This window comes from Aeromonas hydrophila subsp. hydrophila ATCC 7966 (assembly GCF_000014805.1).
Lineage (GTDB): Bacteria > Pseudomonadota > Gammaproteobacteria > Enterobacterales > Aeromonadaceae > Aeromonas > Aeromonas hydrophila.
Map to the genome: position 1 here is coordinate 3,977,398 of NC_008570.1, position 26,479 is coordinate 4,003,876.

30 protein-coding genes are annotated in these 26,479 nt (G+C 59.5%); 18 read left to right on the forward strand and 12 right to left on the reverse strand.

Annotated elements, in window-relative coordinates; genetic code table 11:
* The first annotated feature begins 162 nt into the window (after positions 1–162).
* The 4 genes from pcnB (at position 163) to panC (ending at position 4,019) form a co-directional block, all read left to right on the forward strand.
* Positions 163–1,662: a polynucleotide adenylyltransferase PcnB gene (gene pcnB, locus AHA_RS17865; RefSeq protein WP_011707279.1), complete on the forward strand. Its 1,500-nt coding sequence runs from the start codon at positions 163–165 to the stop codon at positions 1,660–1,662.
* Positions 1,663–1,673: 11 nt separating this feature from the next.
* Complete coding sequence (gene folK / locus AHA_RS17870; protein WP_011707280.1) at positions 1,674–2,183, forward strand: 2-amino-4-hydroxy-6-hydroxymethyldihydropteridine diphosphokinase; 510 nt, start codon at positions 1,674–1,676, stop codon at positions 2,181–2,183.
* Positions 2,180–2,974: a 3-methyl-2-oxobutanoate hydroxymethyltransferase gene (panB, locus tag AHA_RS17875; RefSeq protein WP_011707281.1), complete on the forward strand. Its 795-nt coding sequence runs from the start codon at positions 2,180–2,182 to the stop codon at positions 2,972–2,974. Before folK ends, panB begins: the two co-directional genes overlap by 4 nt.
* Before the next feature lie 187 nt (positions 2,975–3,161).
* Entirely contained in the window at positions 3,162–4,019 is an 858-nt protein-coding gene (panC, locus tag AHA_RS17880) for a pantoate--beta-alanine ligase (RefSeq protein WP_011707282.1), read from the forward strand.
* A gap of 64 nt (positions 4,020–4,083) precedes the next feature.
* On the opposite strand, the gene AHA_RS17885 is transcribed toward panC, so the two are convergent.
* The 8 genes from AHA_RS17885 to hpt form a co-directional block, all read right to left on the reverse strand.
* On the reverse strand, positions 4,084–4,611 hold the full coding sequence (locus tag AHA_RS17885; RefSeq protein WP_011707283.1) for a rhodanese-like domain-containing protein: 528 nt from the start codon (positions 4,609–4,611) through the stop codon (positions 4,084–4,086).
* A 1-nt stretch (position 4,612) separates the two neighbouring features.
* On the reverse strand, positions 4,613–5,053 hold the full coding sequence (locus tag AHA_RS17890) for a MauE/DoxX family redox-associated membrane protein (protein WP_011707284.1): 441 nt from the start codon (positions 5,051–5,053) through the stop codon (positions 4,613–4,615).
* A 44-nt stretch (positions 5,054–5,097) separates the two neighbouring features.
* Positions 5,098–5,358 (reverse strand): DUF3343 domain-containing protein, encoded by a 261-nt coding sequence (locus tag AHA_RS17895; protein ID WP_077392373.1) that lies wholly within the window; start codon positions 5,356–5,358, stop codon positions 5,098–5,100.
* A complete protein-coding gene (locus AHA_RS17900; protein WP_011707285.1) occupies positions 5,355–6,137 on the reverse strand; it encodes an acyl-CoA dehydratase activase in 783 nt (260 codons plus the stop codon). The genes AHA_RS17895 and AHA_RS17900 overlap by 4 nt, the downstream gene beginning before the upstream one ends.
* Before the next feature lie 9 nt (positions 6,138–6,146).
* Entirely contained in the window at positions 6,147–7,298 is a 1,152-nt protein-coding gene (locus AHA_RS17905; RefSeq protein WP_115586423.1) for a double-cubane-cluster-containing anaerobic reductase, read from the reverse strand.
* Positions 7,299–7,532: 234 nt separating this feature from the next.
* Positions 7,533–8,306: an ABC transporter permease gene (locus AHA_RS17910; RefSeq protein ID WP_005304632.1), complete on the reverse strand. Its 774-nt coding sequence runs from the start codon at positions 8,304–8,306 to the stop codon at positions 7,533–7,535.
* Entirely contained in the window at positions 8,303–9,220 is a 918-nt protein-coding gene (locus AHA_RS17915; RefSeq protein ID WP_011707287.1) for an ABC transporter ATP-binding protein, read from the reverse strand. Before AHA_RS17915 ends, AHA_RS17910 begins: the two co-directional genes overlap by 4 nt.
* Positions 9,221–9,331: 111 nt before the next feature.
* Positions 9,332–9,862, reverse strand: coding sequence for a hypoxanthine phosphoribosyltransferase (hpt, locus tag AHA_RS17920; protein ID WP_011707288.1), 531 nt, complete (start codon positions 9,860–9,862; stop codon positions 9,332–9,334).
* 200 nt (positions 9,863–10,062) lie between these two features.
* Between hpt and AHA_RS17925 the strand changes: the two genes are divergently transcribed.
* Positions 10,063–10,677, forward strand: coding sequence for a TetR/AcrR family transcriptional regulator (locus AHA_RS17925; protein WP_011707289.1), 615 nt, complete (start codon positions 10,063–10,065; stop codon positions 10,675–10,677).
* Positions 10,678–10,751: 74 nt separating this feature from the next.
* On the opposite strand, the gene AHA_RS17930 is transcribed toward AHA_RS17925, so the two are convergent.
* Positions 10,752–11,363: a flavin prenyltransferase UbiX gene (locus AHA_RS17930; protein WP_011707290.1), complete on the reverse strand. Its 612-nt coding sequence runs from the start codon at positions 11,361–11,363 to the stop codon at positions 10,752–10,754.
* Positions 11,360–12,730 carry a UDP-N-acetylmuramate:L-alanyl-gamma-D-glutamyl-meso-diaminopimelate ligase gene (gene mpl, locus AHA_RS17935; RefSeq protein ID WP_011707291.1) on the reverse strand — a complete coding sequence of 457 codons (1,371 nt, stop codon included), beginning with the start codon at positions 12,728–12,730 and terminating at the stop codon, positions 11,360–11,362. The genes AHA_RS17930 and mpl overlap by 4 nt, the downstream gene beginning before the upstream one ends.
* Positions 12,731–12,908: 178 nt before the next feature.
* On the opposite strand from mpl, the gene ppa reads away from it, so the two are divergent.
* Positions 12,909–13,439 (forward strand): inorganic diphosphatase, encoded by a 531-nt coding sequence (gene ppa, locus AHA_RS17940; protein WP_011707292.1) that lies wholly within the window; start codon positions 12,909–12,911, stop codon positions 13,437–13,439.
* A 25-nt stretch (positions 13,440–13,464) separates the two neighbouring features.
* Here the strand turns inward: ppa and AHA_RS17945 are convergent, their stop codons facing one another.
* Positions 13,465–13,827, reverse strand: a complete 363-nt coding sequence (locus AHA_RS17945; RefSeq protein WP_164927740.1) for a hypothetical protein — start codon at positions 13,825–13,827, stop codon at positions 13,465–13,467.
* Between the two features lie 124 nt (positions 13,828–13,951).
* Here AHA_RS17945 and AHA_RS17950 point away from each other — a divergent pair, with 124 nt between their 5' ends.
* From AHA_RS17950 to AHA_RS18005, 12 genes are all read left to right on the forward strand, one after another.
* The gene (locus tag AHA_RS17950) at positions 13,952–14,830 is read left to right on the forward strand and encodes a hypothetical protein (protein WP_011707295.1); all 879 of its coding nucleotides are present in this window, start codon (positions 13,952–13,954) and stop codon (positions 14,828–14,830) included.
* Between the two features lie 257 nt (positions 14,831–15,087).
* Complete coding sequence (locus AHA_RS17955; protein ID WP_011707296.1) at positions 15,088–15,630, forward strand: YtfJ family protein; 543 nt, start codon at positions 15,088–15,090, stop codon at positions 15,628–15,630.
* A gap of 44 nt (positions 15,631–15,674) precedes the next feature.
* Positions 15,675–15,965, forward strand: coding sequence for a hypothetical protein (locus tag AHA_RS17960; protein ID WP_011707297.1), 291 nt, complete (start codon positions 15,675–15,677; stop codon positions 15,963–15,965).
* 35 nt (positions 15,966–16,000) lie between these two features.
* Positions 16,001–16,567 (forward strand): DUF2796 domain-containing protein, encoded by a 567-nt coding sequence (locus AHA_RS17965; RefSeq protein WP_011707298.1) that lies wholly within the window; start codon positions 16,001–16,003, stop codon positions 16,565–16,567.
* Positions 16,568–16,571: 4 nt separating this feature from the next.
* Positions 16,572–17,261: an ABC transporter ATP-binding protein gene (locus AHA_RS17970; protein ID WP_011707299.1), complete on the forward strand. Its 690-nt coding sequence runs from the start codon at positions 16,572–16,574 to the stop codon at positions 17,259–17,261.
* Entirely contained in the window at positions 17,255–18,502 is a 1,248-nt protein-coding gene (locus tag AHA_RS17975; RefSeq protein WP_011707300.1) for an ABC transporter permease, read from the forward strand. The genes AHA_RS17970 and AHA_RS17975 overlap by 7 nt, the downstream gene beginning before the upstream one ends.
* A 29-nt stretch (positions 18,503–18,531) precedes the next feature.
* Entirely contained in the window at positions 18,532–19,011 is a 480-nt protein-coding gene (locus tag AHA_RS17980) for a DUF3299 domain-containing protein (protein WP_011707301.1), read from the forward strand.
* A gap of 139 nt (positions 19,012–19,150) precedes the next feature.
* The gene (locus tag AHA_RS17985) at positions 19,151–20,017 is read left to right on the forward strand and encodes a TIGR03899 family protein (protein WP_077392374.1); all 867 of its coding nucleotides are present in this window, start codon (positions 19,151–19,153) and stop codon (positions 20,015–20,017) included.
* A 263-nt stretch (positions 20,018–20,280) separates the two neighbouring features.
* A complete protein-coding gene (locus AHA_RS17990; protein WP_011707303.1) occupies positions 20,281–21,909 on the forward strand; it encodes a methyl-accepting chemotaxis protein in 1,629 nt (542 codons plus the stop codon).
* Positions 21,910–22,392: 483 nt separating this feature from the next.
* Entirely contained in the window at positions 22,393–22,791 is a 399-nt protein-coding gene (locus AHA_RS17995; protein WP_115586425.1) for a hypothetical protein, read from the forward strand.
* Between the two features lie 105 nt (positions 22,792–22,896).
* On the forward strand, positions 22,897–23,853 hold the full coding sequence (locus AHA_RS18000) for an alpha/beta hydrolase family protein (protein ID WP_164927741.1): 957 nt from the start codon (positions 22,897–22,899) through the stop codon (positions 23,851–23,853).
* A 431-nt stretch (positions 23,854–24,284) separates the two neighbouring features.
* Positions 24,285–25,736 (forward strand): AAA family ATPase, encoded by a 1,452-nt coding sequence (locus AHA_RS18005; protein ID WP_011707305.1) that lies wholly within the window; start codon positions 24,285–24,287, stop codon positions 25,734–25,736.
* Between the two features lie 80 nt (positions 25,737–25,816).
* Here the strand turns inward: AHA_RS18005 and cysC are convergent, their stop codons facing one another.
* Positions 25,817–26,410, reverse strand: a complete 594-nt coding sequence (gene cysC, locus AHA_RS18010; protein WP_011707306.1) for an adenylyl-sulfate kinase — start codon at positions 26,408–26,410, stop codon at positions 25,817–25,819.
* Between the last annotated feature and the right edge of the window lie 69 nt (positions 26,411–26,479).

Genomic DNA, 26,479 nt, shown 5'->3' on the forward strand with positions numbered 1-26,479 from the left:
CTCTCAAACGAGATCAATTGCCAGCACGGTTTTTCATTTGGTTAGGCGTGAGCTATGCGCAGGTAGACCGCTATTTTTTGGCTCGGTTTGATTCAAATGAGCTGAAGTAGCCACATGGTTTTTCATTTGTGCAGGCGTGAGCTATGATAGGCCGCTATTTTTTTGGCCTCCCGTCAATTTGAAGTCATAACGAGGTGTACCATTTTTTCCCAGATCGCAAACTTTTGCCGCAAAGTGCTCGGCAAGGAAGACGGCGAGCAGTCGGCGGAGTCCCCCATTCCGGCCCGTGTCGCCGGACAACGTCGTACCTTGAGCCGTGACCAGCACCCGATTTCGCGCAAAGAGATCAGCGAGAATGCACTCAAGGTGCTCTATCGCCTGAACAAGGGCGGCTACGAAGCCTACCTGGTCGGCGGCGGAGTCCGGGATCTGCTGCTCGGGAAGACGCCCAAGGATTTCGACATCGCCACCGATGCGACGCCGGAGCAGATCAAGTCACTGTTCAGCAACTGCCGCCTGATCGGCCGCCGTTTCCGGCTGGCCCACATCGTCTTTGGTCGTGACGTGATCGAAGTGGCCACCTTCCGCGGTCACCACCATCAGGTCAATACCAGCAAACATGTGTCGGCCCAATCCGATGAAGGGATGCTGCTGCGCGACAACGTCTACGGCACCATCGTAGAGGATGCCGAGCGTCGCGACTTTACCGTCAACGCCCTCTACTACAGTGCCAAGGATTTCACCCTGCACGATTTCGAGGGCGGGCTGGAAGACTTGGCCGAGCGCAAGCTGGAGCTCATTGGCGATCCCGAGACCCGTTACCGCGAAGATCCGGTGCGGATGCTGCGCGCCGTGCGCTTCGCCGCCAAGCTGGACATGACCATCAGCCCGCGCACCGCCGCCCCCATCAAGGAGCTGGCACCACTGCTGCAGGATATTCCGGCGGCCCGCCTGTTTGAGGAAACCCTCAAGCTGTTCCTGGCTGGCGATGGCCTGGCCACCTACAAGCTGCTGCGCGAATACGGCCTGTTCCAGCAGCTGTTCCCGCAGGTAGCGGCGCTGTTTACCCCGCACGGCAACTCGCCCTACGAGCAGTTCATCGAGCAGGCGCTGATCGATACCGACACCCGGGTCCGGGAAGACAAGCGCGTCACCCCCGCCTTCCTCTACGCCACCCTGCTGTGGGGCTGTGTCGAGGCCCGTGGCCGGGTGCTGGAGAACGAGAGCGGCCTGCCCTGGTATGACGCCTTCATGCTGGCGATCAACGAGGTGCTCGACAACCAGGTGCGGATCATCGCCGTCCCGCGCCGCTTCACCACCGATGTACGCGACATCTGGGCCCTGCAGCAGCGGCTGACCCGCCGTCAGGGCCGCCATCCCGAGCGGGCCATGGAGCATCCCAAGTTCCGCGCGGCGTTTGACTTCCTGTTGCTGCGCAACCGGGTCGAGCGCGGTCTGGGCGAGCTGGCCAGCTGGTGGGAACGCTACGTGGAATCCAATCCGGACGTGCGCCCGCAGCTGCAACGGGAGGCGACCCGCCGCCCGGCAAGCGGTGAGCGCGGTCAGGCCGGTGAGGCGCGCAGCAACGATGGCGAGAAGCGCAGCAGCAACAGCCGCAACCGTCGTCGCCCCCGTCGCCGCAAACCGAAAGCGGCCGAGTGACAACTGACGTGATGACCGAGGTCTTCATCGCCATTGGTTCCAACCTGTCTGACCCGCTCGGTCAGGCTCGTCGCGCCGTCGCCGCTCTGGCAAGGTTGCCGGGATCCGTGCTGGTGCAGGCCTCGTCGTTTTACAGCAGCCGCCCCATGGGCCCTGCTGACCAGCCGGACTACGTCAATGCCGTGGCCCGGCTCAACACCCGGCTGACGCCGCTGGCGCTGCTGGATCAACTACAAAGCATCGAGCTGGAACAAGGACGTGTGCGCAAGGATGAGCGATGGGGGCCAAGAACCCTGGATCTCGATCTGCTGCTGTTTGGCGATCAGATCATCAGGCATGAACGCCTCATCGTTCCCCATTACGGCATGAAGGAGCGGGAGTTCGTGCTGCTGCCCCTGGCCGAGATTGCACCCGCTCTGGTACTGCCTTGCGGCACCCCACTCGCAGAACTGGTTGCCCGCTGCCCGCACAATGATCTTGCCATCATTGCCCCCGGTGCAGACGAACAGGAGCCTCTATGAGCAAGATCACCACCACCAACCTGCTGAAGATGAAGCAGGAAGGCCAACGAATCACCGCCATCACCGCCTATGATGCCACCTTTGCCAAGCTGTTCGACGACGAGGGCGCCCACGTGCTGCTCATCGGCGACTCGCTGGGCATGGTGCTGCAGGGGGGTCAGGATACCCTGGGCGTCAGCATGGATGAGATGGTCTATCACACCCGTTGCGTGGTGCGCGGCACCACCAATGCACTGGTGGTGACCGACATGCCGTTCATGAGCTATGCCACCCCGGAGCAGACCTATCAGAACGCCGCCCGGCTGATGGCGGCCGGTGCCCGCATGGTGAAAATGGAAGGGGGCGACTGGCTGTGCGACTCCATTCGCCACCTGACCCGCAACGGCGTGCCGGTGTGTGGCCACCTCGGCCTCACCCCGCAATCCGTGCACGTATTCGGCGGCTTCAAGGTGCAGGGACGCGACGAGTTCCAGGCTCAGGAGATCTACCGTCAGGCCCTCGAACTGCAGGCTGCCGGCATCCAGTTGCTGGTGCTCGAGTGCGTGCCCACTTCGCTGGCCGAGCGCATCAGCAAGGCGCTGCGCATTCCGGTGATCGGCATCGGTGCCGGTCCCGCCACCGACGGCCAGATCCTGGTGATGCACGATGCCTTCGGCATCACCTCCGGCTATGTGCCCAAGTTCACCAAGAACTTCCTGGCCGAGACCGGCGACATGCGCGCCGCCATCCGGCTCTATGTGAAGCAGGTGAGCGAAGGCACCTTCCCGGGCCCGGAACACTGCTTCAACTGATCCGATAGCGTGACGAGAGCGGGGGCCTGCGCCCCCGCTTCGCCCTCTGGTGCTGACTGAGCAACCCGTCTCTTGATGACTCACCCCAAGGTGACCTACCGATGATGCTGCCCGTTGACACTCCTCTCTTACCCATGCGGGCCCATACCGCCCGCCTCTCTTTGATCTTTTCGAAGGTGAACTGCTGATGTTGGTCGTTAACAATCCCGCCGCTCTGCGTGAACAGATCGGCCAATGGCGCCGTGAAGGGCTCACAATCGCATTCGTGCCCACCATGGGCAACCTGCATCAGGGCCATCTGACCCTGGTGAAAGAGGCACACCACCACGCCGATAAGGTGGTGACCAGCATCTTCGTCAACCCGATGCAGTTCGACAAGGCCGAGGATCTCGCCAACTACCCGCGCACCCTGGAGCAGGACTGCGCCGCGCTGGAAACGGCCGGGGTGGACATGGTGTTCACGCCGACCCCGGAGATCATGTATCCGCAGGGGCTCGCCAGTCACACCTTCGTCGAGGTGCCGGGCCTCTCCGGTCTGCTGGAAGGGGCGCTGCGTCCGGGTCACTTCCGCGGCGTCAGCACCGTGGTGACCAAGCTGTTCAATCTGGTGCAGCCGGATGTGGCCTGCTTCGGCCAGAAGGATTACCAGCAGCTGGCGCTCATTCGCAAGATGGTGGCCGACATGGCGATGCCCATCCAGATCGTCGGCGTGCCCACCGTGCGGGCCGAGGACGGGCTGGCGCTCTCCTCGCGCAACGGCTACCTGACCACCGCCGAGCGGGCCCTGGCCCCTGAGCTGGCGCGCACCATGAACTGGATCGCCGAGCAGATTGAAGCGGGTGACCATCACCTGCCCTCCCTGGTGGCCCAGGCCAGCCAGCGCCTCGACAAGGCCGGTTTTCGGACCGACGCCATCGACATCGTCGATGCCGCCACCCTGGAAGCGGCCACCGACCAGAGCGAGCAGCTGGTGATCCTGATGGCGGCGTATCTCGGCAAGGCCCGCCTCATCGACAACCGGGTGGTGACGCTGGCCCGCTCCTGAGCCGCAGCGCCACTGACAACAAAGCCCGCATGTGCGGGCTTTGTTGTTTCTGAGCGTGTCCTGCCTACTCGGCGGTAACCGGGTAACCCGCCCCTTTCCAGGCGAAGATGCCGCCCGGCACCCGATAGACCTGCTGATAGCCCTGGGTGACCGCCCAGGCGGCCCCGTTGTGGCTACGGCCACACTTGACGAAGCCGCAGTAGAACACCACCGGACGGGTCTTGTCGTCCCCCAGCAGAGCCAGCAGCTGCTCGGGCGTGCCGCTCCCCTCGACGATCTGGCTCCAGTCATCGCCGGACTTGGCCTCCTTCACGAAGGCAAAATTCTTGGCCCCCTGGATGTGCTCCTTCTTGTAGGAGTCCTCGAACGGCATGGTGTCGATGATCACCAGCGCCTCGCCTTTATCCATCCGGGTTTTCAGCTCCGCCACGGTCAGCAGCTGATAGCCCCCCTGCTGGGTCTCCTGGGAGAGCTGTACCGCCGCCTGCTCCAGCTTGGTCTCCTGCTCGAACTGGTTGTCGCCACAGCCACTGAGGGCAAAGCTGGCCGCAATCAGCGAGGCCATCAGGGTGCGGGATTGCAATCTCATCATGTCACTGCTCCTTTGGAACGGTAAAAACGGGGCGGGAGTGGCGCAGCAAGGCGCCCGCAAGCGTCAACAGCAGCAGATCCCGCAAGAGGGCCTGTGGCAGCGAACTGAGATCAGCCCTGCCAAGACAGCCGCAAGAGATGTCGAGCCCGATGGCGATGCCATAGCCCAACACCGGAATAAACAGGGCCAAGAGGGCCACCACCAACCAGAGCCCCCAGCGTCGGTTGGCAATCACCGCGAGCCCGGCGCAGAGCTCCAGCCCGACAAGCCCCCAGACGGCAAGGGGAATGAACGGCGACCAGAGCAGGCCGAAGGCGCCGATCTGCTCGGCGAACAGCTCCGGCGCTGCCAGCTTGAACCCGGCGGAAGCGACGAAGAATCCCCCCAGCGCCAGCCTGGCCAGCACCCGCAGATAAACAACCACGGGACAGTTCTTTATCATCCATGCCCTCCACTGCCAACTCCCCGAGCAGGCGTCACCATGCCCTAGCCGGCGGCCGGATAGCGGGCCAGTTCGCAATACTCACCGTCTTCGTCACAACGAAAAACGGCAGCAGTTTCGCCGCGCTGGCACCACTGCTGCCACTCCTCGGGCGGGCAGTGCAGGCGGATGGCGAGGCCGCAGCCGGCACTGAGCCGGCGCGGTACGTCGCAGACCCGAAAGGCGTGGGGCTGCTGCTCCAGCCGCTTGCGCAGCCTGAGCGTGCCGAGGGTGGAGTGGAACAGGTAGAGGAACTCTGCGTTCATGATTTGCCTCCTGTGCGGGCACGCGCGCCGAACAGGGCCGCCCCCAGCGCACCGGCAAACTGGGCGTCCGGGTGGGTGGCCACGTCGCAGCCCAATCCTTGCGCCAGATAGTGGCGGAAGGTGGCGCAGTGGCTGACGCCGCCGGTAAAGAGCACCGTCGGTCTGGCGCCGAGGCGGCCGATGAAGTTGGCACTGCGCCGGGCCATGGATCGGACGATGCCGGCCAGGATCGACTCGGCCGGAATGCCCGCCGAGCGCAGGCTGATCGCCTCCGACTCGGCAAACACGGTGCACATGCTGCTGATGTCGTGGGGCTCGGCTCCTTGCAGCAGCTCGTCGAGCTGCTCGACCCGCGCCCCCAGGGTGCGGGTGATCACCTCGAGAAAGCGGCCGGTACCGGCGGCGCACTTGTCGTTCATCAGAAAGTCGGTGAGGTTGCCCTCGCCATCGAGCTGGATCACCTTGCTGTCCTGGCCGCCGATGTCGATGACGGTGTGTACCGACGGGCAAAGCAGGCGCGCCCCCAGCCCGTGGCAGGAGATCTCGGTGACCCGCCGATCGGCGAACGACGCCAGATCGCGGCCATAACCGGTCAGGGTCAGGTGGGGGCGCTCTGGCAGCGCGGCCGAGAGCGTCTCCCAGCCTTGCTCGATGGCGGCCAGCGGACGAAAGGGGGTCGGCACCAGAAAGCGGTGGACGATGCGCCCGCCATCCTTGTGGTCGAACAGGATCCCCTTGGTCGCGGTAGAGCCCGAGTCAATCCCGATGGTGAGTGACACGGCACCTCCTCACAGCATTTCGATAAAGGCCGCCAGCCGGGTGGCCAGTTGTCCCTTGTCGGCGCTGGAGTAGTCGGTCTCCACCGCCATGTAGGGAATGCCGTGGCGATCGCGCACGTGGCGCTTGATGGCGAGCGACTCCACCGCATAGGTGTGACAGGCCTGCAGGATCACGTCGATCACCCCGTCCGCCTGATACTCCTCCACCATCTGGCTCAGCAGCTTCATGCGCTGGTGGTTGGGGGAGATGCAGGAGCAGCCGATGGCCAGATACTTGTCGGTCAGGGCATCGAACAAGTCGCCCTCCTCGCTGACGCACTGCTCGGTCGCCTTGGCGCCGGTGCAGTTCTCGTAGCCCACCACCCAGCCGCCGTGCTCCTCGATGAGACGCACCACCTTGTCAGCGGCGCCACCGATGGGGCAGCCGGTGATGAGGATGCGCGGACGGGCATCGAGCCGCTTGCCCTCGGCATACTCGGCCTTGATGCGGCGGGTCATCTCCTGCAGCTCGCTGATGAGCTGCTCCTTGTCGAAGCGGAAGGTGGCGCCATAGACCACCTTGAGGATATCGGTGCCGCTCAGCGCTGGTGGATTGAGCTGGCCCAGCCGGTAGAAGTCGGCCAGCGCACGGCGCTCGCGGTTCTTCAGCACGATGGCATCGCGCAATGCCTGCTCGCTGATGGGGTTGCCGAACTGCTGCTCCAGCAACTCCTTGAAGCGGACGATTTCGCTGCGCCACAGGGTACGGGAGGCCTCGTCATCGGCACGGTTGGGCAACTGCATCACATGCACCGGTTTGAACTCGGCCATGTACTCGTACATCTTCTTCTTGCCGTCGCAGGTGGTTTCCCCCACCACCAGATCGGAGAAATAGAAGTAGGGGCACTTGTCGGTCTTGCCGAAACCGTAGCTGCTCTTGATCAGCGGGCAGAGGTTGCGGGGCAAGTCTTTCTCGGCCTCCTCGATGGTCTCGTCGCTGGTGGAGCAGAGCGATACCACCACGGCACCGGCGGCCATCGCCACCTCCTGCGGCATGAAGGTGCAGTAGGTGCCGACCAGGGGGATCTGTCGCTCCTTAAGTGCCATCACGGCCAGAAAGCCCTGACGGCGGGCATCTGAAAAACTGTCGAAAATGGCTGGCAACTCGGTGATCAGTGACATAGGCGATCCTGCCCTGGTGAGAAAAAGAAGAGACGGAGGGCCTCCATGGTGCAGACCTTCCAACCGCGGAAATTATACCTTTGGGGGTAATCTGAAAATTGCGGTGGATCACAAGGTGCCGGATAAAACCTTGATAAGAGAGCGGTTATTGACCCTGTTCGAGAGGGGGCCAGCGCAGGAGAGGTAAAAGAGGCGGCAAAAAAACGGGCACCCCAGGGTGCCCGTTGCATTGCATCAGTGGCGCAGCCCGGTGCCGCGCGAGATGAGCCACCAGGCCAGACCGTAGAGAGCCACGATGAAGCCGATGATGATGAGGTAGGCGGTGCCGAGCGGCACGTCGGAGATCCCGAGGAAGCCGTAACGGAACGCGTTCACCATGTAGATGATCGGGTTCACCTGGGAGACCCCCTGCCAGAAAGGCGGCAACAGGCTGATGGAGTAGAACACCCCGCCGAGATAGGTGAGCGGCGTCAGCACGAAGGTGGGGATGATGCTGATGTCGTCGAAGGTCTTGGCAAACACAGCATTGATGAGGCCGCCCAGCGAGAAGAGGATGGCGGTCAACAGCACGGTGAAGCAGACGCTGAACAGGTGGTGGATCTGCAGCGGCACGAAGAACAGCGACACCAGGGTGACGATGAGACCGACGCAGAGGCCACGCGCCACGCCACCGCCCACGTAGCCGGCGATGATGACGTAGTTGGGCACCGGCGCTACCAGCAGCTCCTCCACGTTGCGCTGGAACTTGGCGCTGAAGAAGGAGGAGGCGACGTTGGAGTAGGAGTTGGTGATCACCGACATCATGATGAGGCCGGGCACGATGAACTCCATGTAGCTGAAGCCCCCCATGTCACCGATGCGGCCGCCGATGAGGTTGCCAAAGATGACGAAGTAGAGGCTCATGGTGATGGCGGGCGGCACCAGGGTCTGGATCCAGATCCGGGTGAAGCGGCTAATCTCCTTGGCCAGAATGCTCTTGAAGGCGATGTAGTAAGTGGTCAGGTTCATGCTTTTCTCCCCTCCTCGACCAGGGTGACGAACAGCTCTTCCAGCCGGTTGGCCTTGTTGCGCATGCTCAATACCTGCACCTGCTGGCTCGACAATTGCTCGAACAGGCTGTTGAGAGACTGGCTCTTGTCCAGATCCACCTCCAGGGTGCGTTCGTCCTGCATGCGACCGTTGAACTCGGGTACGTTCGGCACGGCGGAGCCCGGCGCCAGATCCAACATGAAGGTCTCGCGGCCCAGCTTGCCCAGCAGATTCTTCATGCTGGTGTTCTCGATCAGGCGGCCCTTGTCGATGATGCCGATGTTGCGGCACAGCATCTCGGCCTCTTCCAGATAGTGGGTGGTGAGGATGATGGTGACGCCCTGCTCGTTGAGAGCCTTGAGGAAACTCCACATGGAACGGCGGATTTCGATGTCCACCCCGGCGGTCGGTTCGTCGAGGATCAACAGCCTGGGTTCGTGCATCAGGGCGCGGGCGATCATCAGCCGGCGTTTCATGCCACCGGAGAGAGTGCGGGCCGGCATGTCGCGCTTGTCCCACAGGTCGAGCTGACGCAGATACTTCTCGGCACGGATCTTGGCCTCGGCCCGCGGCACGCCATAGAAGCCGGCCTGATGGGTGACTATCTGGATCACCTTCTCGAACTGGCTGAAGTTGAACTCCTGCGGCACCAGCCCGAGCTGGGCCTTGGCCTCTTCCAGGTGAGTGTCGATGTCATGGCCGAACACCTTCACCTTGCCGGCGCTCTTGTTCACCAGCGAGCTGATGATGCCGATGGTGGTGGACTTGCCCGCCCCGTTGGGGCCGAGCAGCGCGAAGAAATCCCCCTGCTTGACGGTGAGATCGATGCCTTTAAGGGCTTCGACGCCCCCCTGATAGGTCTTTTTCAGGCCGCTGATTTCCAGTGCGTTCATTGCAACCCCTGTGATGGCGCATCCCATCTCGAGACAGAAAAGGCGGCCAAGGCCGCCTGCAGACAGAAAATGGCGCTCTGCCACCTCGCCCGTGATATTCCTGAACCTTGCTTACTCTTGCGGTACTACCTTGCCGATGAACTTCAGATTGCGGTACTTCTGGGCATAGTCGATGCCGCAGCCCACCACGAATTCATCGGGAATGGAGAAACCGATCCAGTCTACCGGAACCTGCACTTCGCGGCGGGACGGCTTGTCCAGCAGGGTGCAGATGGCCAGGGATTTCGGCTCGCGCAGAGAGAGGATCTCGCGCACCTTGTTGAGGGTGTAGCCGGTATCGATGATGTCTTCGACGATCACCACGTCCTTCCCTTTGATGTCGTCATCCAGATCTTTGAGGATGCGCACGTCACGGGTGCTGTGCATGCCGGAGCCATAGCTGGAGGCGGTCATAAAATCCAGGGTGATGGGCAGCTGGGTCTGGCGGCACAGGTCGGCCAGGAAGATGCAGGAACCACGCAGCAGGCCGATCATGACCACTTCGTCAGAGCCCTGATAACGGGCGGTGATCTCTTCACCCAATTTGGCGATCCGGGCGGCGACTTCAGCCTCGGAGATCATCACCTCGACAGTGTGTTTCATCACTTACTCCATAATGGCCAAAGCGAATTTGGCCGTTCATTAACGTCAAAACCGATGATTCTACCATTCAAGCCGAAGGGCGTCAGGCATACGTGATGCTTTTATCGGCTTATTTTAATTGATAGAGTTAGCAGGCCCTCGGGCATTATCGGTGACAATACTATAAACACCATAATCAATAACTATTAGATGAAAAAACTATGGAACCACGCGCAGAAATAAGACGTCGAACCCGGCTTTCGCCGGAGGCCCGACGCAATCAATTGATGGAATGTGCCATCGAGGTGTTCTCCCGTCGCGGCATTGGCCGTGCGGGTCACGCCGAAATCGCAGAACAGGCCAAGGTCTCGGTTGCTACCGTGTTCAACTATTTCAACACCCGTGAAGAGCTGGTGGATGAAGTGTTGGCCGAGATCGAACGTTTCGTGCATCAGATGCTGGAACAGGCCTACACCGGCCAGGGCCCGGTCAGCGACAGTATTCGCCGCCACGTGAAGCTGTTTGTCGACGCCGCCTACGATCAGCCTGACCACGCCAGCATCTGGCTGGAGTGGAGCTCATCGGTGCGGGAAGAGGTCTGGCCCCGTTACGCCAAGCTGCTGGACAAGGCACTGGAGCGCATTGCACCCCACCTGCAACGCGCCATGGATGCCGGCGAGATCCAGAGCGTGCTGTCCGCCCAGGACTTGGCCCGCTCCCTGACCGGTTTTGGTTACGTCATGATGCAGATGATCAATCAGCCACAACGCCCGGACCGGGAAGAAGTGACCGATTTTCTGTTCAAGTACGTGACGGCCCCGATCCAGGCAGCCTAACCCGCTCCGTCAAAATAAAGCGGCGCCGAACTGTTCAGGTCGGCGCCGCTTTTGTTTGTCCACTATCCCTCAGCTCACCCTTTGGCGTAGCCCCAGCGGCGAGTCAGATCGTGCTCGATCCCCAGATGGTCGAGGATCCTCGCCACCATGAAGTCCACCAGATCCGCGATGCTCTTTGGCTCATGATAGAAGCCCGGCGCCGCCGGCATGATGGTCACCCCGAGCCGCGCCAGTTTCAGCATGTTCTCCAGGTGGATCGCCGAGAAGGGGCTCTCGCGGGGTACCAGAATGAGCTGGCCGCGCTCCTTGATCACCACGTCCGCCGCCCGCTCCAGCAGGTTGTCGGAGGTGCCGTTGGCAATGGCCGACACGGTCCCCATGGAGCAGGGACAGACCACCATCTGCCTGGGCGCCGCCGAACCGGAAGCCACCGGCGAGAACCACTCCTCCTTGCCGCAGGCCACTATCTGCCCCTCGCTGGCGCCATATTGACGACAGAGATAGGCAGAGAGCTCTTTGGGCGAGCCGGGCCACTCCTGCTGCTGTTCGGTCTTGAGCACCACACGAGCCGCCGAGGAGGCGAGCAGGTAGACCCGATAATCCGCCTGCACCAGGCATTCCAGCAGGCGCAGGGCATAAGGGGCGCCGGAGGCGCCGGTCAGCGCCAAGGTGATCGCTTTGTTCATAGCTGGCCGTGATAGTCCTTGAGGCGGGCGATCAGCTTGTCATGAATGCCGCCGAAGCCACCGTTGCTCATGATCAGAATATGATCGCCATCGCGGCACTCGGCCACCAACCGGTTGATCAGGGTCTCCAGATCGTTGAACACCTTGGCCGGTCGGGTCATGTGGGCGGTCACCTCGCCGAGATCCCAGCCGATGTTGGGGGGCTGGAAGAAGAACACCTCGTCGGCGCCATCGAAACAGCCGGCCAGCTCTTCCTTGTGCACCCCCAGCTTCATGGTGTTGGAGCGGGGCTCCAGCACCGCCAGGATGCGGGCCTTGCCCACCTTGGCGCGCAGTCCGCCGAGGGTGGTCTCGATGGCAGTGGGGTGATGGGCGAAGTCGTCATAGACGCTGATGCCGGCCACCTCGCCTTTGAGCTCCATCCGCCGTTTGGGGGACTTGAACTGGCAGAGGGCCGCAATGCCGTGCTCCACCATCACGCCAGCATGGCGGGCAGCGGCGATGGCCATCAGGCCGTTGTTGACGTTGTGCTCACCGATGCACTCCCAGTGCACCTCGCCCTGCTTCACCCCGTCCAGCCACACCTCGAAGGCGGAGCCGTCGTCGGCCAGCTTGACCGCCTTCCACTGGGCGTCGTCCTGACCCACCAGCTCCACTTCGCTCCAGCAGCCCATCTTGCGCACGGCAGCGAGGTTCTCGTCCCCCTTGGGGAAGAGCACCCGGCCGTTGCTCGGCACGGTGCGCATCAGGTGGTGGAACTGGCGCTGGATGGCGGCGAGATCCGGGAAGATATCCGCGTGGTCGAACTCCAGGTTGTTCATCACCAGGGTGCGCGGGTGGTAGTGGACGAACTTGGAGCGCTTGTCGAAGAAGGCGCAGTCATATTCGTCCGCCTCGATGACGAAGAAGGGGGCGGAGCCGAGGCGGGCGGAGACCGGGAAGTTGCCGGGCACGCCGCCGATGAGGAAGCCGGGCTCCAGCTTGGCGTATTCGAGCACCCAGGCCAGCATGCTGGCGGTGGTGGTCTTGCCGTGGGTGCCAGCGACGGCCAGTACCCAGCGATCCTGCAGCACGTGTTCCAGCAGCCACTGGGGGCCGGAGATGTAGGGCAGATTGCGGTCCAGCACATACTCCACACAGGGGTTGCCGCGGCTCATGGCATTGCCGACCACCACCAGATCCGGCGCCGGATCGAGCTGGGAAGGGTCATAGCCTTCGGTCAGTTCGATGCCCTGTTGCTCGAGCTGAGTACTCATGGGGGGATAGACGTTGGCATCCGAACCGGTCACCCGGTAACCAAGCTGTTTTGCCAACACCGCCAGACCACCCATGAAGGTGCCGCAGATCCCGAGGATGTGAATGTGCATACCGCTGCCTTTTCCAGTAAAGGGAGTGCGCATTCTAGCAAGGTGACGGCAATTTGGCAGACCCAAGCTGTGCGGTATCCACCAACTCTGTCGCAGTGGCCCTGAAATATGGTCATTTGACGCGACATCGCTATAATATCGGCCTGCAAACTTGACTCCAACACTCAAAGGAAACGTCATGAGCCTGAACCTGGTCCCGGCTGGCAAGAGCCTGCCCGACGACATCTACGTCATCATCGAAATCCCGCAGAATGCCGACCCGATCAAATACGAAGTCGACAAGGACAGCGGTGCCATCTTCGTTGATCGCTTCATGTCTACCCCGATGTTCTACCCGTGCAACTACGGTTACGTGAACGCCACCCTGTCTCTGGATGGTGATCCGGTCGACGTGCTGGTGCCGACTCCCTACCCGCTGCTGGCCGGCTCCGTCATTCGCTGCCGCCCGGTTGGCGTGCTGAAGATGACCGACGAATCCGGTGAAGATGCCAAGATCGTGGCCGTTCCGCACTCCAAGCTGACCAAGCAGTACGATCACATCAAGGATGTGAACGATCTGCCCGAGCTGCTGCGCGCCCAGATCCAGCACTTCTTCGAGCGCTACAAAGAGCTGGAAGCAGGCAAGTGGGTCAAGGTTGAAGGCTGGGGCGACAAGGCCGCCGCCGAAGCTGAGATCATCAGCTCTGCCGAGCGTTACGCTGCCAAGTAAGCGTATCTCTCGTGAAAAAGGCGCCTCAAGGCGCCTTTTTTATGGGTTGTTGCGGGCGCTGACCCGGCGTCACACCCGCAGGCTCCCCCTGGATATAGATGTCGCGCCCATCCTGTCGATAGGATCGGTAGTAGTCTCCCCCGCAGCGATAGCTGCCATCCTGATCGCTCATCAGCTCGCAGTTCACCGGCAGCACCTCCAGCCACTTGATGGCCTGCTGGAAACGCAGCCACTCCTGCCACTCATGCTCCCGCGCCAGCTTGTCCCGCAGGGCAAAGGTATCCGCACTGGACATCCCCTGGTTGACGATGACCGGCCCCGCCGCGGCCGGCAAGGTGGCCAACAGCAGCAACAACGGTGTGATTCGCTTCATGACGGTTTCCTGCATGACTTATTTCCAGAATTAAATTAAAAGCCCGATCAATCTGTTATCAAAATCACAAATGCCAGACTCATCCAAAATCGGCCAGCTCACCTAGTTGTTTATTATCACCCCGAGCAGGATGCACATCATGAAACTGGCACAAGGTCTGTTGTTGAGTCTAGTGTTCGCGTCCATGGCCGGGGCCAACGAGGTCACCCTGAGCTGGCAGTGGCAATCAGCCGACGGCCAGCAGAAGCATCTGCTGCTGAACACGGATGAGCGGGTCATCTCCGCCAGCCGCCACGAGATGAGCCTGCTCGATGCTTCCCTCAACTATCCGCTGGAGACCCTCTACTCCTACATCAGTCCGCGGCTCTACAACAGCATCAATCTGATCAATCAGACCAGCCCGGAGACCGCCACCAAGTTTCGCAATCTGGAGCAGGCCTTCACCCTGCACGACGACAGCATGGAGTCGACCCTGTTCTGGCAGGCCTATCAGCAATATCAGGACGATGCCTTCTATCAGATGCGGGTGGTGCCCTGCGTTCATCCCGCCAATCGCAAGCTGCCCTGCGTGCGTCCCAACTATTCGCAGCTGTTCTACCAGTTCAAGGGCGACCTGAGGCCATTGGCAAAACAGTTCCTGGCCAAGGATCTGGCCACCAGCGTCGGCCTGCTGCAGGAGTGGCTGAGCGCTATTCCCACCCCGCCCGAGCAGATGGACCACTTCGCGCCGCCGCTGCAAGCCTTGCAGAGCAACAAGGCAGACAGCGATGAGAAGGCATTGCTGATGGCCAGCCTGCTGGCCGAGTTGGCCCCCCAGTACATGCTCAGCATCATCTACCCGAACATCAGCATCGGCAGCGTCTCGCCAGCCTGGCTCGCCATCACCGCCGACAGCGGCCTGAAAGGGGATACCGTGGTGATCGGCAACCAGCGCCACGTTCTGCTGACCGGCTCGCCCCTGCTGGCCCAACAGATGACCATGGCCAAGATCCCGCTGGTGAGCGAACCGCTCTACTGAGCCCTCCCCCTCACCTCCCGTCTGGCTGCAGGCCGCAGCCAGACTCCTCAAACCAGTTGATAAGCAATTGATTTTTATCGACTGCGTGCCATCCTAGCCGCCTTTGCCAGCCAGGCCCCGTGCTGGCGGGTAGGCAAGCGGGCCAATCACACGTTTATTTAACACTTCTTAAACAGATCCGATCAGTTTAGGATGAGTACTGCCCCATTCCCTCAATGCAAAAATCGTTATAACATAACAAAAGGAGTGTCATCAGGATGAAACATCTCGTACTTACTCTGGCGCTGCTGCCAACGCTGGCTCTGGCTCACAACATCAAGGAGTCAGCCCAGGTGCCGCTGGTCAACATCAGCGACAAGGGTGAACTGGTTCTGAAAGAGAAAGAGATCAGCTATCAGCCCTGGCAAAGCAAGGTGCTGGCCGGCAAGGTCTTTCTGATCCAGCACATCGCCGGTCGTTCCAGCGCCAAGGAGCTCAACGCCCCCATGATCGAAGCGATCAAGGCGGCCAAGCTGCCCCACGACAAGTACCAGACCGTCACCATCATCAACAGCAATGACGCCATCTGGGGCACCTCCGGCTTTGTGAAGAGCAGTGCCGAGGACAGCAAGAAGGAATTCCCCTGGTCCGCCATGGTGCTGGATGCCAAGGGCATGGCCCGCAACGCTTGGGATCTGGCGCCGGAAAGCTCGGCCATCATCCTGCTGGACAAAGAAGGCAAGGTGCTGTTTGCCAAAGATGGCCAGCTCGATGCCAACAATATCGCTACCGTGATGGGGCTCATCAAGTCCCATCTCTAAGTCAGAGAGAAGGGGCGCTGATGGCGCCCCTTTGATAGGGGTCTATGGGTCGTACCAAGCTGAAAATCTGGTTGCTGCTGCTGGGCTGGTTGTGGTTGCAACCGGTGCTGGCACAACATCCGCTGGAAGCCGACCTGCCCGGCCACAACCACGCCTGCGTCCTCTGCGCCCTGCATCTGGATGGCAAGCTGGCACTCACCCCAACCCTGGTCATCCCATCTTCACAAGTGATCATCGGCACGCTCGTTGATGCCGCCTTGCCCAAACCTCATGCCACCCCGTCAGGCCAGTGCCGTATTCGCGCGCCGCCACTGCTTCATCGCTTATCCGGCTAAATCCATTTTTCAATAAACTTTTCAAAGGATTAACGATGAAAGCAGTCACCCTGTTACTGGCGGCCGCCGCGTTTGGCGTGCAGGCAAACCACGATGAACACGACAGTCACGGCCACGGCGCCCACGAGCACGGCCACGGTCACCTCAACCTGGTGCTCGATGGCAACCAGCTGATGATCGAGCTGCAGGCCCCCGCCGCCGATCTGGTGGGCTTCGAGCACGCCGCCAAGAGCGACGAGGAGAAGGCGCAATACGCCAAGGCCATGGCTCAACTCAAGCAACCCGATGCCCTGTTTCGCTTCGACCCAGCCGCCGGCTGCAAGCTAACCCAGCAGGAGCTGCAGGCCGCCAAGGAAGATCATGATCATGACCACCAGCAGTCTGACGGCAAACACGACGAACACCAGCACGACGACGCCGGTCACGCCGACATGGGCGCCATGTACACCTACACCTGCGCCACCCCGGCCAAACTCACCGGCCTTGAAGCGACCCTGTTCAGCGTCTATCCGAGCCTGGAGAAGCTGAGCGTGCAGGGCATCCTGCCCAGCGGCCAGACGGCAGGCGAGCTGACCCCCTCCGCCAACAAACTGAGCTGGTAACGCCATGAAAAATGCCGTGGTTGAGATCCGCGATCTGGCCTTTGCCTGGCCGGGTCACGAGGTTGTACTCGATCTGCCCGCTCTCACCATCAGCGAGGGAGAGCGGGTGTTCATCAAGGGACCGTCCGGTTCGGGCAAGTCGACCCTGCTCGGCCTGCTGGCCGGGATCCAGACCGCCAACCACGGCACCCTGGAGGTGCTGGGCCAGCCGCTGGCCCGGCTCTCTGGCCGTGCCCGCGACAACTTCCGGGCGGCCAATCTGGGTTACATCTTCCAGCAGTTCAACCTGCTGCCGTTTTTATCCGTGCAGGACAACGTCACCAGCGCCCTCACCTTCTCCCCCGAGAAGCGGGCCCGGCTGCAAGGCAGCCCGGCCGATGAGGCGCGCCGCCTGCTGCGGGAATTGCAACTGCCCGAGGAGGCGCTGCACAGGCCCGTCCATGCCCTCAGCATCGGCCAGCAGCAACGGGTGGCCGCCGCCCGCGCGCTGATCGGCTCACCGCCGCTGGTGATCGCCGACGAGCCCACCTCGGCCCTCGATACCGACAATCGGGCCGCCTTCATCAAGCTGTTGTTCGAGGAGTGCAACAAGCAGGGTTCGACCCTGGTCTTCGTCAGCCACGACCCCTACCTCGAACCGCTCTTCCCGCGGGTGGAAAACCTGCAACAACTGAACAGGAGGGCCGCATGCTAAAACTCGCCCTGCAAAGCCTCTGGGCCCGTCGCCTCACCGCCGGGCTCACCCTGCTGGCCGTCGCCATCAGCGTCACCCTGCTGCTCGGGGTGGAGCGGGTGCGCAACCAGGCCCGCGAGAGCTTCGCCAATACGGTGTCGGGCACGGATCTCATCGTCGGTGCCCGCTCCGGCCAGGTGAACCTGCTGCTCTACTCGGTGTTTCGCATCGGCAATCCCACCAACAACGTGGGCTGGGATGCCTATCAGGCCATCAAGAACCAGCGCGGCATCGCCTGGACCATCCCGCTTTCCCTTGGCGACTCCCACAAGGGGTTTCGCGTGCTTGGCACCAATGGCGACTACTTCACCCACCTGAAGTACGGCCAGCAGCAGGCGCTGGAGCTGCGTGAAGGGCGAGCGTTCGACACGCCGTTCGAGGCGGTGCTCGGCGCCCAGGTGGCAGAGAAGCTCGGTTATCACCTGGGGCAGTCCATCGTCATCGCCCACGGGGCCGGCAACACCTCGTTCAGCCAGCACGACAACCTGCCATTCAAGGTGGTGGGGATCCTGGCACCGACCGGTACCCCCATCGATCGCACCATCCATGTGCCGCTGGCCGGCATCGAGGCGATCCATCTGGGCTGGGACACCGGCCGTCACAGCAAGAACGTGACTGCCGAGCAGGCGCTGGCCCAGGATCTCACTCCCAAGACCATCACCGCCTTTATGGTAGGGCTCAGCAACCGGATATTGGCGTTCCAGCTGCAGCGCAGCGTCAACACCTACCGGGGCGAGCCGCTGATGGCGATCCTGCCGGGGGCCGCCCTGCAGGAGCTGTGGAGCCTGATGAGCGTGGCGGAGACGGCGCTGTCGGTGATCGCCGGTTTCGTGGTGGTGGCGGGCCTCATCGGCATGCTGACCACCCTGCTGGCCGGTCTCAACGAGCGGCGCCGGGAGCTTGCCATCTTGCGATCCCTCGGCGCCGGCCCCGCTCACCTGTTCCTGCTGCTGGCGCTGGAGGCGATGGCCCTCACCACCGCCGGCATCGCGCTCGGGGTGGCGGTGCTCTACCTGGGGCAGGGGCTTGCCACCCCCTGGCTGCTCAGCCACTATGGCCTGCAATTGAGCCTGGGGCTGCCGAGCGCCCACGAATGGCTGCTGCTGGGGCTGGTCTGGCTGGCCGGCATGGTGATCGGCCTGTTGCCCGCGGCCCGCGCTTATCGCTACAGCCTGAGCGACGGCATGAGCATTCGCGTCTAGCCAGACGCCCATAAAAACGAGAAGGACAGATGATGAAGTGGAAAATTGTGGCGCTGCTGGCCGCCCTGCTGGCGCTGCCGGCCATGGCCGTGGAGTACAAGACCATCGACTGGGATGTGCTCATTCCCGCCGGTGAAAAACTGCTGCCGCCTCCCCAGGTGAGCCACGACGGCAACCTTGCTTCGGTGCCGCAGCCGGTGGGCGGGGTCAACCAGAAGCTGGACAACCAAGAGGTGCGCATCCCGGGCTTCGTGGTGCCGCTGGAGGGGGATGCCAAGAAGATCACCGCCTTCCTGCTGGTGCCCTACTTCGGCGCCTGCATCCATGTGCCGCCCCCGCCCACCAACCAGGTGGTCTACGTGAGCTACCCCAAGGGAGCGCCGGTGGACGATCTGTGGGACGCTATCTGGGTGAAAGGCAAGATGCGCACAGTCAGCTCCAGCCACGAGATGGCCACCGCCTCCTACTCCATGGAGGCGGTCGAGGTGAGCGTCTACGAAGAGCAGTAACCAGGCACACACGGCCTCCCTCGGGAGGCCGTTTTGTTATCCGCGACGACCAGATCCCGGCCAGCCCCTGCCTGAGGGATTGCCCGCCATCCCGGTTGGAGTAACATTCAAGGCTAGACCTTGCGATCACGGAGCCAGCATGGCTGACCTGCCCCCGCCCAAGAAAGAGAGTTCCATCCTGAGCAGCCAGGAGCAGACCCTGCGCCTGGCCCGCAGCCGCGGTATCGACGGCATGCTCACCCGCAACAGCGACAGCACCTTCGAACAGCGCGCCACCTTTCGCCAGCTGGCGGATCAGGCCGCCCGCCAGCGCAACCTGGAAGCCATCATGGTGATGGCCTCCCGCCACTGCGAGGAGACGGCCGCCGGCGGCGAGATGGACAGCGACTGGCTGACCCGCTTCCTGCAACTGGCGGAAGACATCAGCATGGTGCCGATGCAGCAGCTGTGGGGCCGCATCTTCGCCATCGAGATCGCCACCCCAGGCCGCTTCTCCATCCGCGCGCTCTCCACCTTGAAGGAGATGACCCAGCGCGAGGCCCAGCTGTTCCAGCGCATCTGCTCCCTCTCCTGCCACTACGTGGGCAGCGACGAGCAGCGCCTGCTGCTGGGGCTGCACAAGGGAGCCAGCCTGCTCAGCCGCGCCCGGGTGACCCGGCTCGGCCTTGGCAAGTACCGCATCCCCTACAACGCCCTGCTGCAGCTGTTCGAACTCGGCTTGCTGCACCGGGGCGAGCTGGAATCCGGCCCGCTGCCCGCCGACGGGGTGGAGCTGGAGTTCGGCGATCAGCGCTGGCGCCTGCAGCGCAAGCAGGCCAACATCACCCTGCTCTACTACCGGCTGACCCCGGTCGGCAACGAGCTCGCCCAGCTGCTGCAAGAGCCACCGCTGGAGGAGTACCTGCAGGATCTGAAAACCGTGCTGGTGCAAGGGCTGCAGATCGAGACCATGATGCGGACCCCGCCCGCCGGGCCTGAGCCTGCCCCGGCCGACCCTGCCCCCTGATCCCCTGGAGCCCGCCCCCGGGCTCCGTCGTTTCGCACACCGCCGCAGCATCTTGCGAAATAGTGGCCTGCCGTTGCCAAAACGGTTCTCGAAATGCGAATCCTTCTCCATTGTGCTGCCGATGATGGCCCTCCTGGCTGAGCCAAGCTGACTCGTTTCACCTTCATCACCCGCTATTCACAAAATAATCATCAATCTCTGCGTGCTGGCTCATGACTTGCATTTGCCATGCATCTTTCCAGCAACCTTGTTCCGGAGCCACCATGAGAATCAATCAACCCGTTACCCAGCGCGAACGCCTCTATCCGGAGCACCAGAGCCTGATCTCCACCACGGATCTGGAGAGCCGCATCACCTATGCCAACGACGAGTTTTGCCATATCGCCGGCTTCAATCTGGAGGAGCTGCAAGGGGAGCACCACAACCTGGTGCGCCACCCGGATATGCCCAAGCAGGCCTTCGCCGATCTCTGGCACCATATTCGGGCCGGCAAAAGCTGGATGGGGCCGGTGAAGAATCGCTGCAAGAATGGCGATCACTACTGGGTCAGCGCCTTCGTCACACCGATCAAGGATGCCCAAGGCAAGGTGGTGGAGTATCAATCGGTGCGTACCGCCCCCAGTGAGGAGATCAAGCAGCGGGCCGAGCGCATCTATGCCGGGCTGCGCGCTGACAAGGCCCCGCTGGCGCTCCGGCTGCCGACCTTCTCCCACACGCTGGCGATCGGGCTCTGCCTGCTGCTGAGCCTGACGACCATGGTTGCGCTGGGGTATCAGCAGGCTGCGCTCTGGCAGCTGGCCCTAGCGGCCATACCGCTGCTGCTGGCAGCCATGATCACCCATGCCTTGGCCCGTCGCCTCGGCAAGCTCGACAAGATGGCCCGCAGCCGTTTCGACAACCCGCTGATGCAGCTGCTCTACACCAACAAGGTGGACAACATCGCCGCCATCGAGCTCGCCATGCTGATGAATCAGGCCGAGTTCAACGCCGTGCTGGCGCGCACCCAGCAGACCTGCAGCCGGATCCTGCGCTCGGCCGAAGGCGATCTGCGCAATGCCGAGTCCATCACCAGCAACCTGCAGCAACAACAGGCCGAGACCAATCAGGTCGCCACCGCCATCACCCAGATGGCCGAGTCGATCCACGAGGTCTCCCACAGCTCCACCGCCGCCTCCGGCCTGCTCGATGAAACCGCCGAGCTGTTCCGGGAAGGCAACCGCAGCGTGCAGGAGACCATAGGGGCGGTCGAGGGGATGCACAGCGAGCTGACCACTTCAAAAACGGTGATCCACACTCTGGCGGCACAGTGCCGGGACATCGACGGCATTCTCGATGTCATCAACAGCATCGCCAACCAGACCAATCTGCTCGCCCTCAATGCAGCCATCGAGGCAGCCCGGGCCGGCGAGGCGGGCCGCGGCTTCTCGGTGGTGGCGGACGAGATCAGATCCTTGGCCATCAAGACCCAGTCCTCCACCGGCGAAATCCAGAAGATGATCACCCTGCTGCAGGCCAGTGCAGGCAATGCCGAACTGGCGATGGAGAAAGGGGGCGCGCTCTCCGCCAGTTGCCAGCAGAAGGCCTCCGCCACCGGCACCATACTGCAGCAGATCAACAGCATGTTGCAGCAGGTCGCCTCCGGCAGCAGCCAGATAGCCCAGGCCGTGCAGGAACAATCCCAGGTCACTGCCGATATCGATCGCAACGTGCTCAGCATCAAGACCCTGGCCGATGACTCAAGCCAAGGTAGTCAGCATGCCGTCCACGGCATCAACCAGCTGGTGCGACAGCTGAGTGACCTGGATCGGCTGGTACGCCAGTTCCAGCAGCAGCCCGTCCCCCATCAATTCGACAACCCCAGACCCAGCGGCCAAGTAGTGCTGGCCCGCTGACCTCAAGAGCGTGCGCTAACAACAAAAAAAGGCCCCTGTCGTCACCGGCAGCGGGCCCATTTATCTCTGGTGGGGCATGCAGAGCTGACCGAATGGAGACGCCCACGCCATCACGGCCCCAGCCTTGATGCCCTCCCCCTGGCTTCTGCACTACATCTCACTCAACAGCGTGATGGCCCCGCAGTTCATTCCCTGTCCAGATACGCAGCGAGCATTGAGCAAACAAGGGCGCTGAGCTCCCCACATCGCCCGACCACCACCCGATGGCAGCTCAATTTATTGATCCTGCCCGAGAAATCACCCACTCCCCCTTCCCTAACCGGCTCCGTTCGGTAACATGGCCATCAGACCCCCTCTTGTCGGAGCAGCCATGTACCAGACCAGAGCAACACCGCAGGGAACGCGCAGCAGACTGGAGGCTGAAATTCAGGGGCGGTAGCCTTGCCTGAATGTTGGGAAGATCACGACCAAAGGGGGAAAAGTTTGAAAAGAAAACCAATAATAAAGCTTTCTCATACTCAAGAAGTTATCAAGTTATTTGATTCAATAAGCCAAGATGCGAACTTACCTGATACATATTACGAGATGTCTCGTTATATAAGCTCACCTGAATATGATGAAATGAATCTGTATGAAATTTCTTTTGAACCTTATTTATCTATAGCTAAGCAATGTGGTATGAATTTTTTTGCCCTGTATCGGAGCAAACAACGAATATATCTTATTCATTGTAACGATGCCGGTCATCCCCCACCTCGATGGGAAGCGCATCCTATCAAATTATCTCAACTTAAGGATATTGAGTTGATGATGTTTTTAATGCGAGACCACGCCTATCAATTGACGCTTAGGAATAAGCAAGGTTTAGCCTATGAAATTTAAACCATTCAATATTCCTACATAGACAAACCGATAATATTGATAGCATATCATTGCCACACTTGTCTTAGTATCAATCATTAAAAAACCACAACCATCATATTCAACATGAAAGTTCTATTAATATTTTTTGGTTTTCTCTTTTTGACGAGTTCGGTGAACTCTGAGGAGATCATGACTCGCACTGCGAGCAGGGATGATGGTTCGTCTATATCCTATTATCTTGTCCAACATGCCCATGACACAGATACACTGCTGTTGATCCTGCAAGGCTCTGATTGCAACAGCGTGCTTAACATAGACTCGATACACTCTGACTATAAAAATGTTTGGCCAGAAGCTGATATTCTGCTGGTCGAAAAGTACGGCATTGACAGCAAATTAGAATACAGTACCGATCCGGCACGCAAGGATTGTCCTGCTCAGTATCTTGAAAAGGACAGCCCTGCGCAGCGAGTCGCGGATATTAAGGTGGTACTCGATACCGTTCGAAAAAATGGGCAATACAAGACATTTATCCTCTTGGGCGGCAGCGAAGGGGCCGTTATCGCCAACTTGGTGACCGCTGATGTTGACTATATCGATGCTACCATCGCCTTTAATGGCGGTGGCCGCTGGTTTATCGATGACGTCTCACACAGCATCGCTGCAGAGCATAAAAAAACCGCAGCGGCGAGAAAAGATATCGACGATTTTAAAGGGTTTGCCGAGCATGTTCTCAACAGCAAACCATTTGAGCTTGAGGTGAGCGGACATGGTTATCATTGGTGGCAGCAGATGCTCTCCCTCGATCAGCTTGATACCCTGCAAAACGTAAAATCTCCTTTGCTGATCGTTCAGGGAGGGAGAGACACGTCGGTATCACCGCAAAAAACAGATGAATTGTGGCAGCGCCTTAAAGACCTAGGGAAAAACAATATTGAATATCGGCGTTACGAAAAACTCGATCATGGATTGAAGGACAGTGACGGGAAAAACCTGCGTAAAGAGGTCGTTAGCGATATGAATATGTGGTTAAAGTCGAAGCTAGGTAACCCAACCAATAACCCAGCGTCAGCTGATTGAGGTAGGATGGAGCTGGCGGGTCAATCTCCGCTTTAGACTAACGACAAGCAGTTAATTAATTTACCTCTCGTCGGAGTTATCCATGAGCCAGACCGGAGCCATATCGCAGGGAAAGCGCAGCAAGCTCGAGGCTGGAATTCAGGGGCGGTAGCGTTGCCTGATGAAACCGGCACACGAGTGGCTACACGCTAGGTATTACTCAAAATGGTGATAGTCCTTATTTTATTATCTATGTTTTTCTCTGCGGAAAGGTATAGCGAAAAGAATAATCCAAGCGAGTAAGTCACTATATCAGAGATAGTCGAATAAGATTATAATTTAAATTAATACTTCTATTTATTGAACAGAGTTTCATGGAAGGCTAGATTGTCAAATCCGTACCGCTTTCCATCTAATTACCAGTATATTCACATACAAACCAAGAGTTATATATGATACGAGATACTTTAGACATCGGTGAAGTAAGAGCTAATAACCTAAAAAGTATAAATATACTACTAGGGAGAAATGGTGCCGGTAAAAGTAGGTTTCTTCGAGCAATAGACCAATACTTTATGGGAAACAGTGAGTTTAACGTGAGGTATATAAGCCCAGAGCGCGCAGGTGTTTTCAAGCGAGATGGAAACATTATGACCAACATGGAAAGTGATCCAAACTGGATTGGCTATGCGCGAAGAATGAATCAAGCTGCTAACTTTAAGGCAGCTTCTGCAAACCTACTTCGGGAGGTTGAAACAGCATATTTAAGAAAACTGCAGGACAACCCTGAAATAAGGCTTGATCAAACTAAGAACTTTCGCACAGAGCGATTAGACTCTATTAACAGATTACTTTCAAATCTGGAAATTTGCCAGGAGGGCTCGAACTTTGTATTTAGAAATATTAATGGTGAAGAAGTTCAGCCAGATCAAATCAGTAGCGGAGAGTCTGAATCGGTTTCTCTCGCAGTCGAAATGATGTATTTCTTTGATAATCTTAAAGAAGAGAAGTTCAATCTACTATTATTGGATGAGCCTGATGTTCACTTGCACCCAGATCTCCAAGCCAGGCTAGCAACGTTTTTAATAAATTTAGTAGAAGGGCTAAATGAAGTAAGAAGAAAAAAGGTGGCAGTTATTCTCGCAACTCATAGCACTCCCCTAATATGTTCTCTTTCTCAGTCAGAACACACATCAATTGGCACTAAAGAATTCAATTCAAATAATGTTTCATTTGTTGAAATAAGTAATCAACTAAAGAAAATCGCACCATTTTTCGGACATCCTCTGTCATTAAGTCTAAGTCAAGACGTCATGCTAATTCTTGAGGGGGAAGATGATGAAAGGGTATGGCAGCAAGCATCTCGAAGTTCACAAGGAAGATTAAAAATCTTTCCTGTCATTGCTAGCTCGGTGAACCAGCAAACGGAACTAGAGAAATTTACAGCAGATCTAATTGATAGTCTTTATGATGAACCAAAAGCATTTTCTCTTCGTGATGGCGATGGAGTTTCAGGACCACTGACCAATATCAAATCAGTGATTAGATATCGACTTCAATGTTATGCGATCGAGAACTTATTACTTTCAGACCAATGCCTTTCTGTATTAGGTAAAACTTGGGAAGAGTTTAAATACACTGCTACATCTTGGCTAAAAGAAAATGAAAAACACAAAGATAGCGAGAAGATTCAGGAATTAATAGACTCACCAACTCGGCTTGTAAATACTAAGATAAAAACAATCCGACAGTTAATCTGTGCTATTTGCGGAAGCGGAAAACCGTGGGAGGTTGTTGTTGGTCAGTCCATCGGCTCTCTTGACATTTCTAATCTTCCCGATGGAGATTTTGATCTTCCAAAACTTATTGGCCGAGATGCAACTCTCGCACTATTAGGTGAATAAACATAGTTAGAACGCAATAAATAGGAGGGGGGAAATGCCCCCCCCTCCCTTATATCACTGCTCTGTATGGACAACCGACCTTAGTCAATCAACACCCGCAGCCTTAGAGCAGTCAGCAGCTCATCCACCAATGCAGCAACCGGCTTGCCGGCATTAAGCAGATGGATTTCCGGCTGCTCCGGTGCCTCATAGGCGGAGTCGATACCGGTAAAGTTGCGAATTTCCCCTGCCCTAGCCTTCTTGTAGAGCCCCTTGGGATCGCGCTCTTCACACACGCTAAGGGGCGCATCCACAAACACCTCGACAAACTCCCCTTCACCCACGAGATTGCGCACCAGCTCCCGCTCGGCACGGAACGGCGAGATAAAGGCGGTGAGCACGATAAGGCCCGCATCCACCATCAGTTTTGCCACCTCGCCGACCCGGCGGATATTCTCCTGACGGGCGGCGTCATCGAAGCCGAGATCGCCGCAGAGGCCGTGGCGCACATTGTCCCCATCCAGCAGATAGGTGTGCTTGCCCGAGGCGGCCAGCGCCTGCTCCAGGGCCCCCGCCAGGGTGGACTTGCCCGCCCCGGAGAGCCCGGTGAACCAGATCACCAGCGGCTTTTGTCCCTTCTGCTCTGCCCGGCTCTGTTTGTCGACAGCATGGGCATGCCACACGATATTGCTCATCCAAAACTCCTTGCTTGGCGCTCGCGCCTCAATGCTGAAACGGTCTGGCTCCTTGAGCTCAGCCTCTGG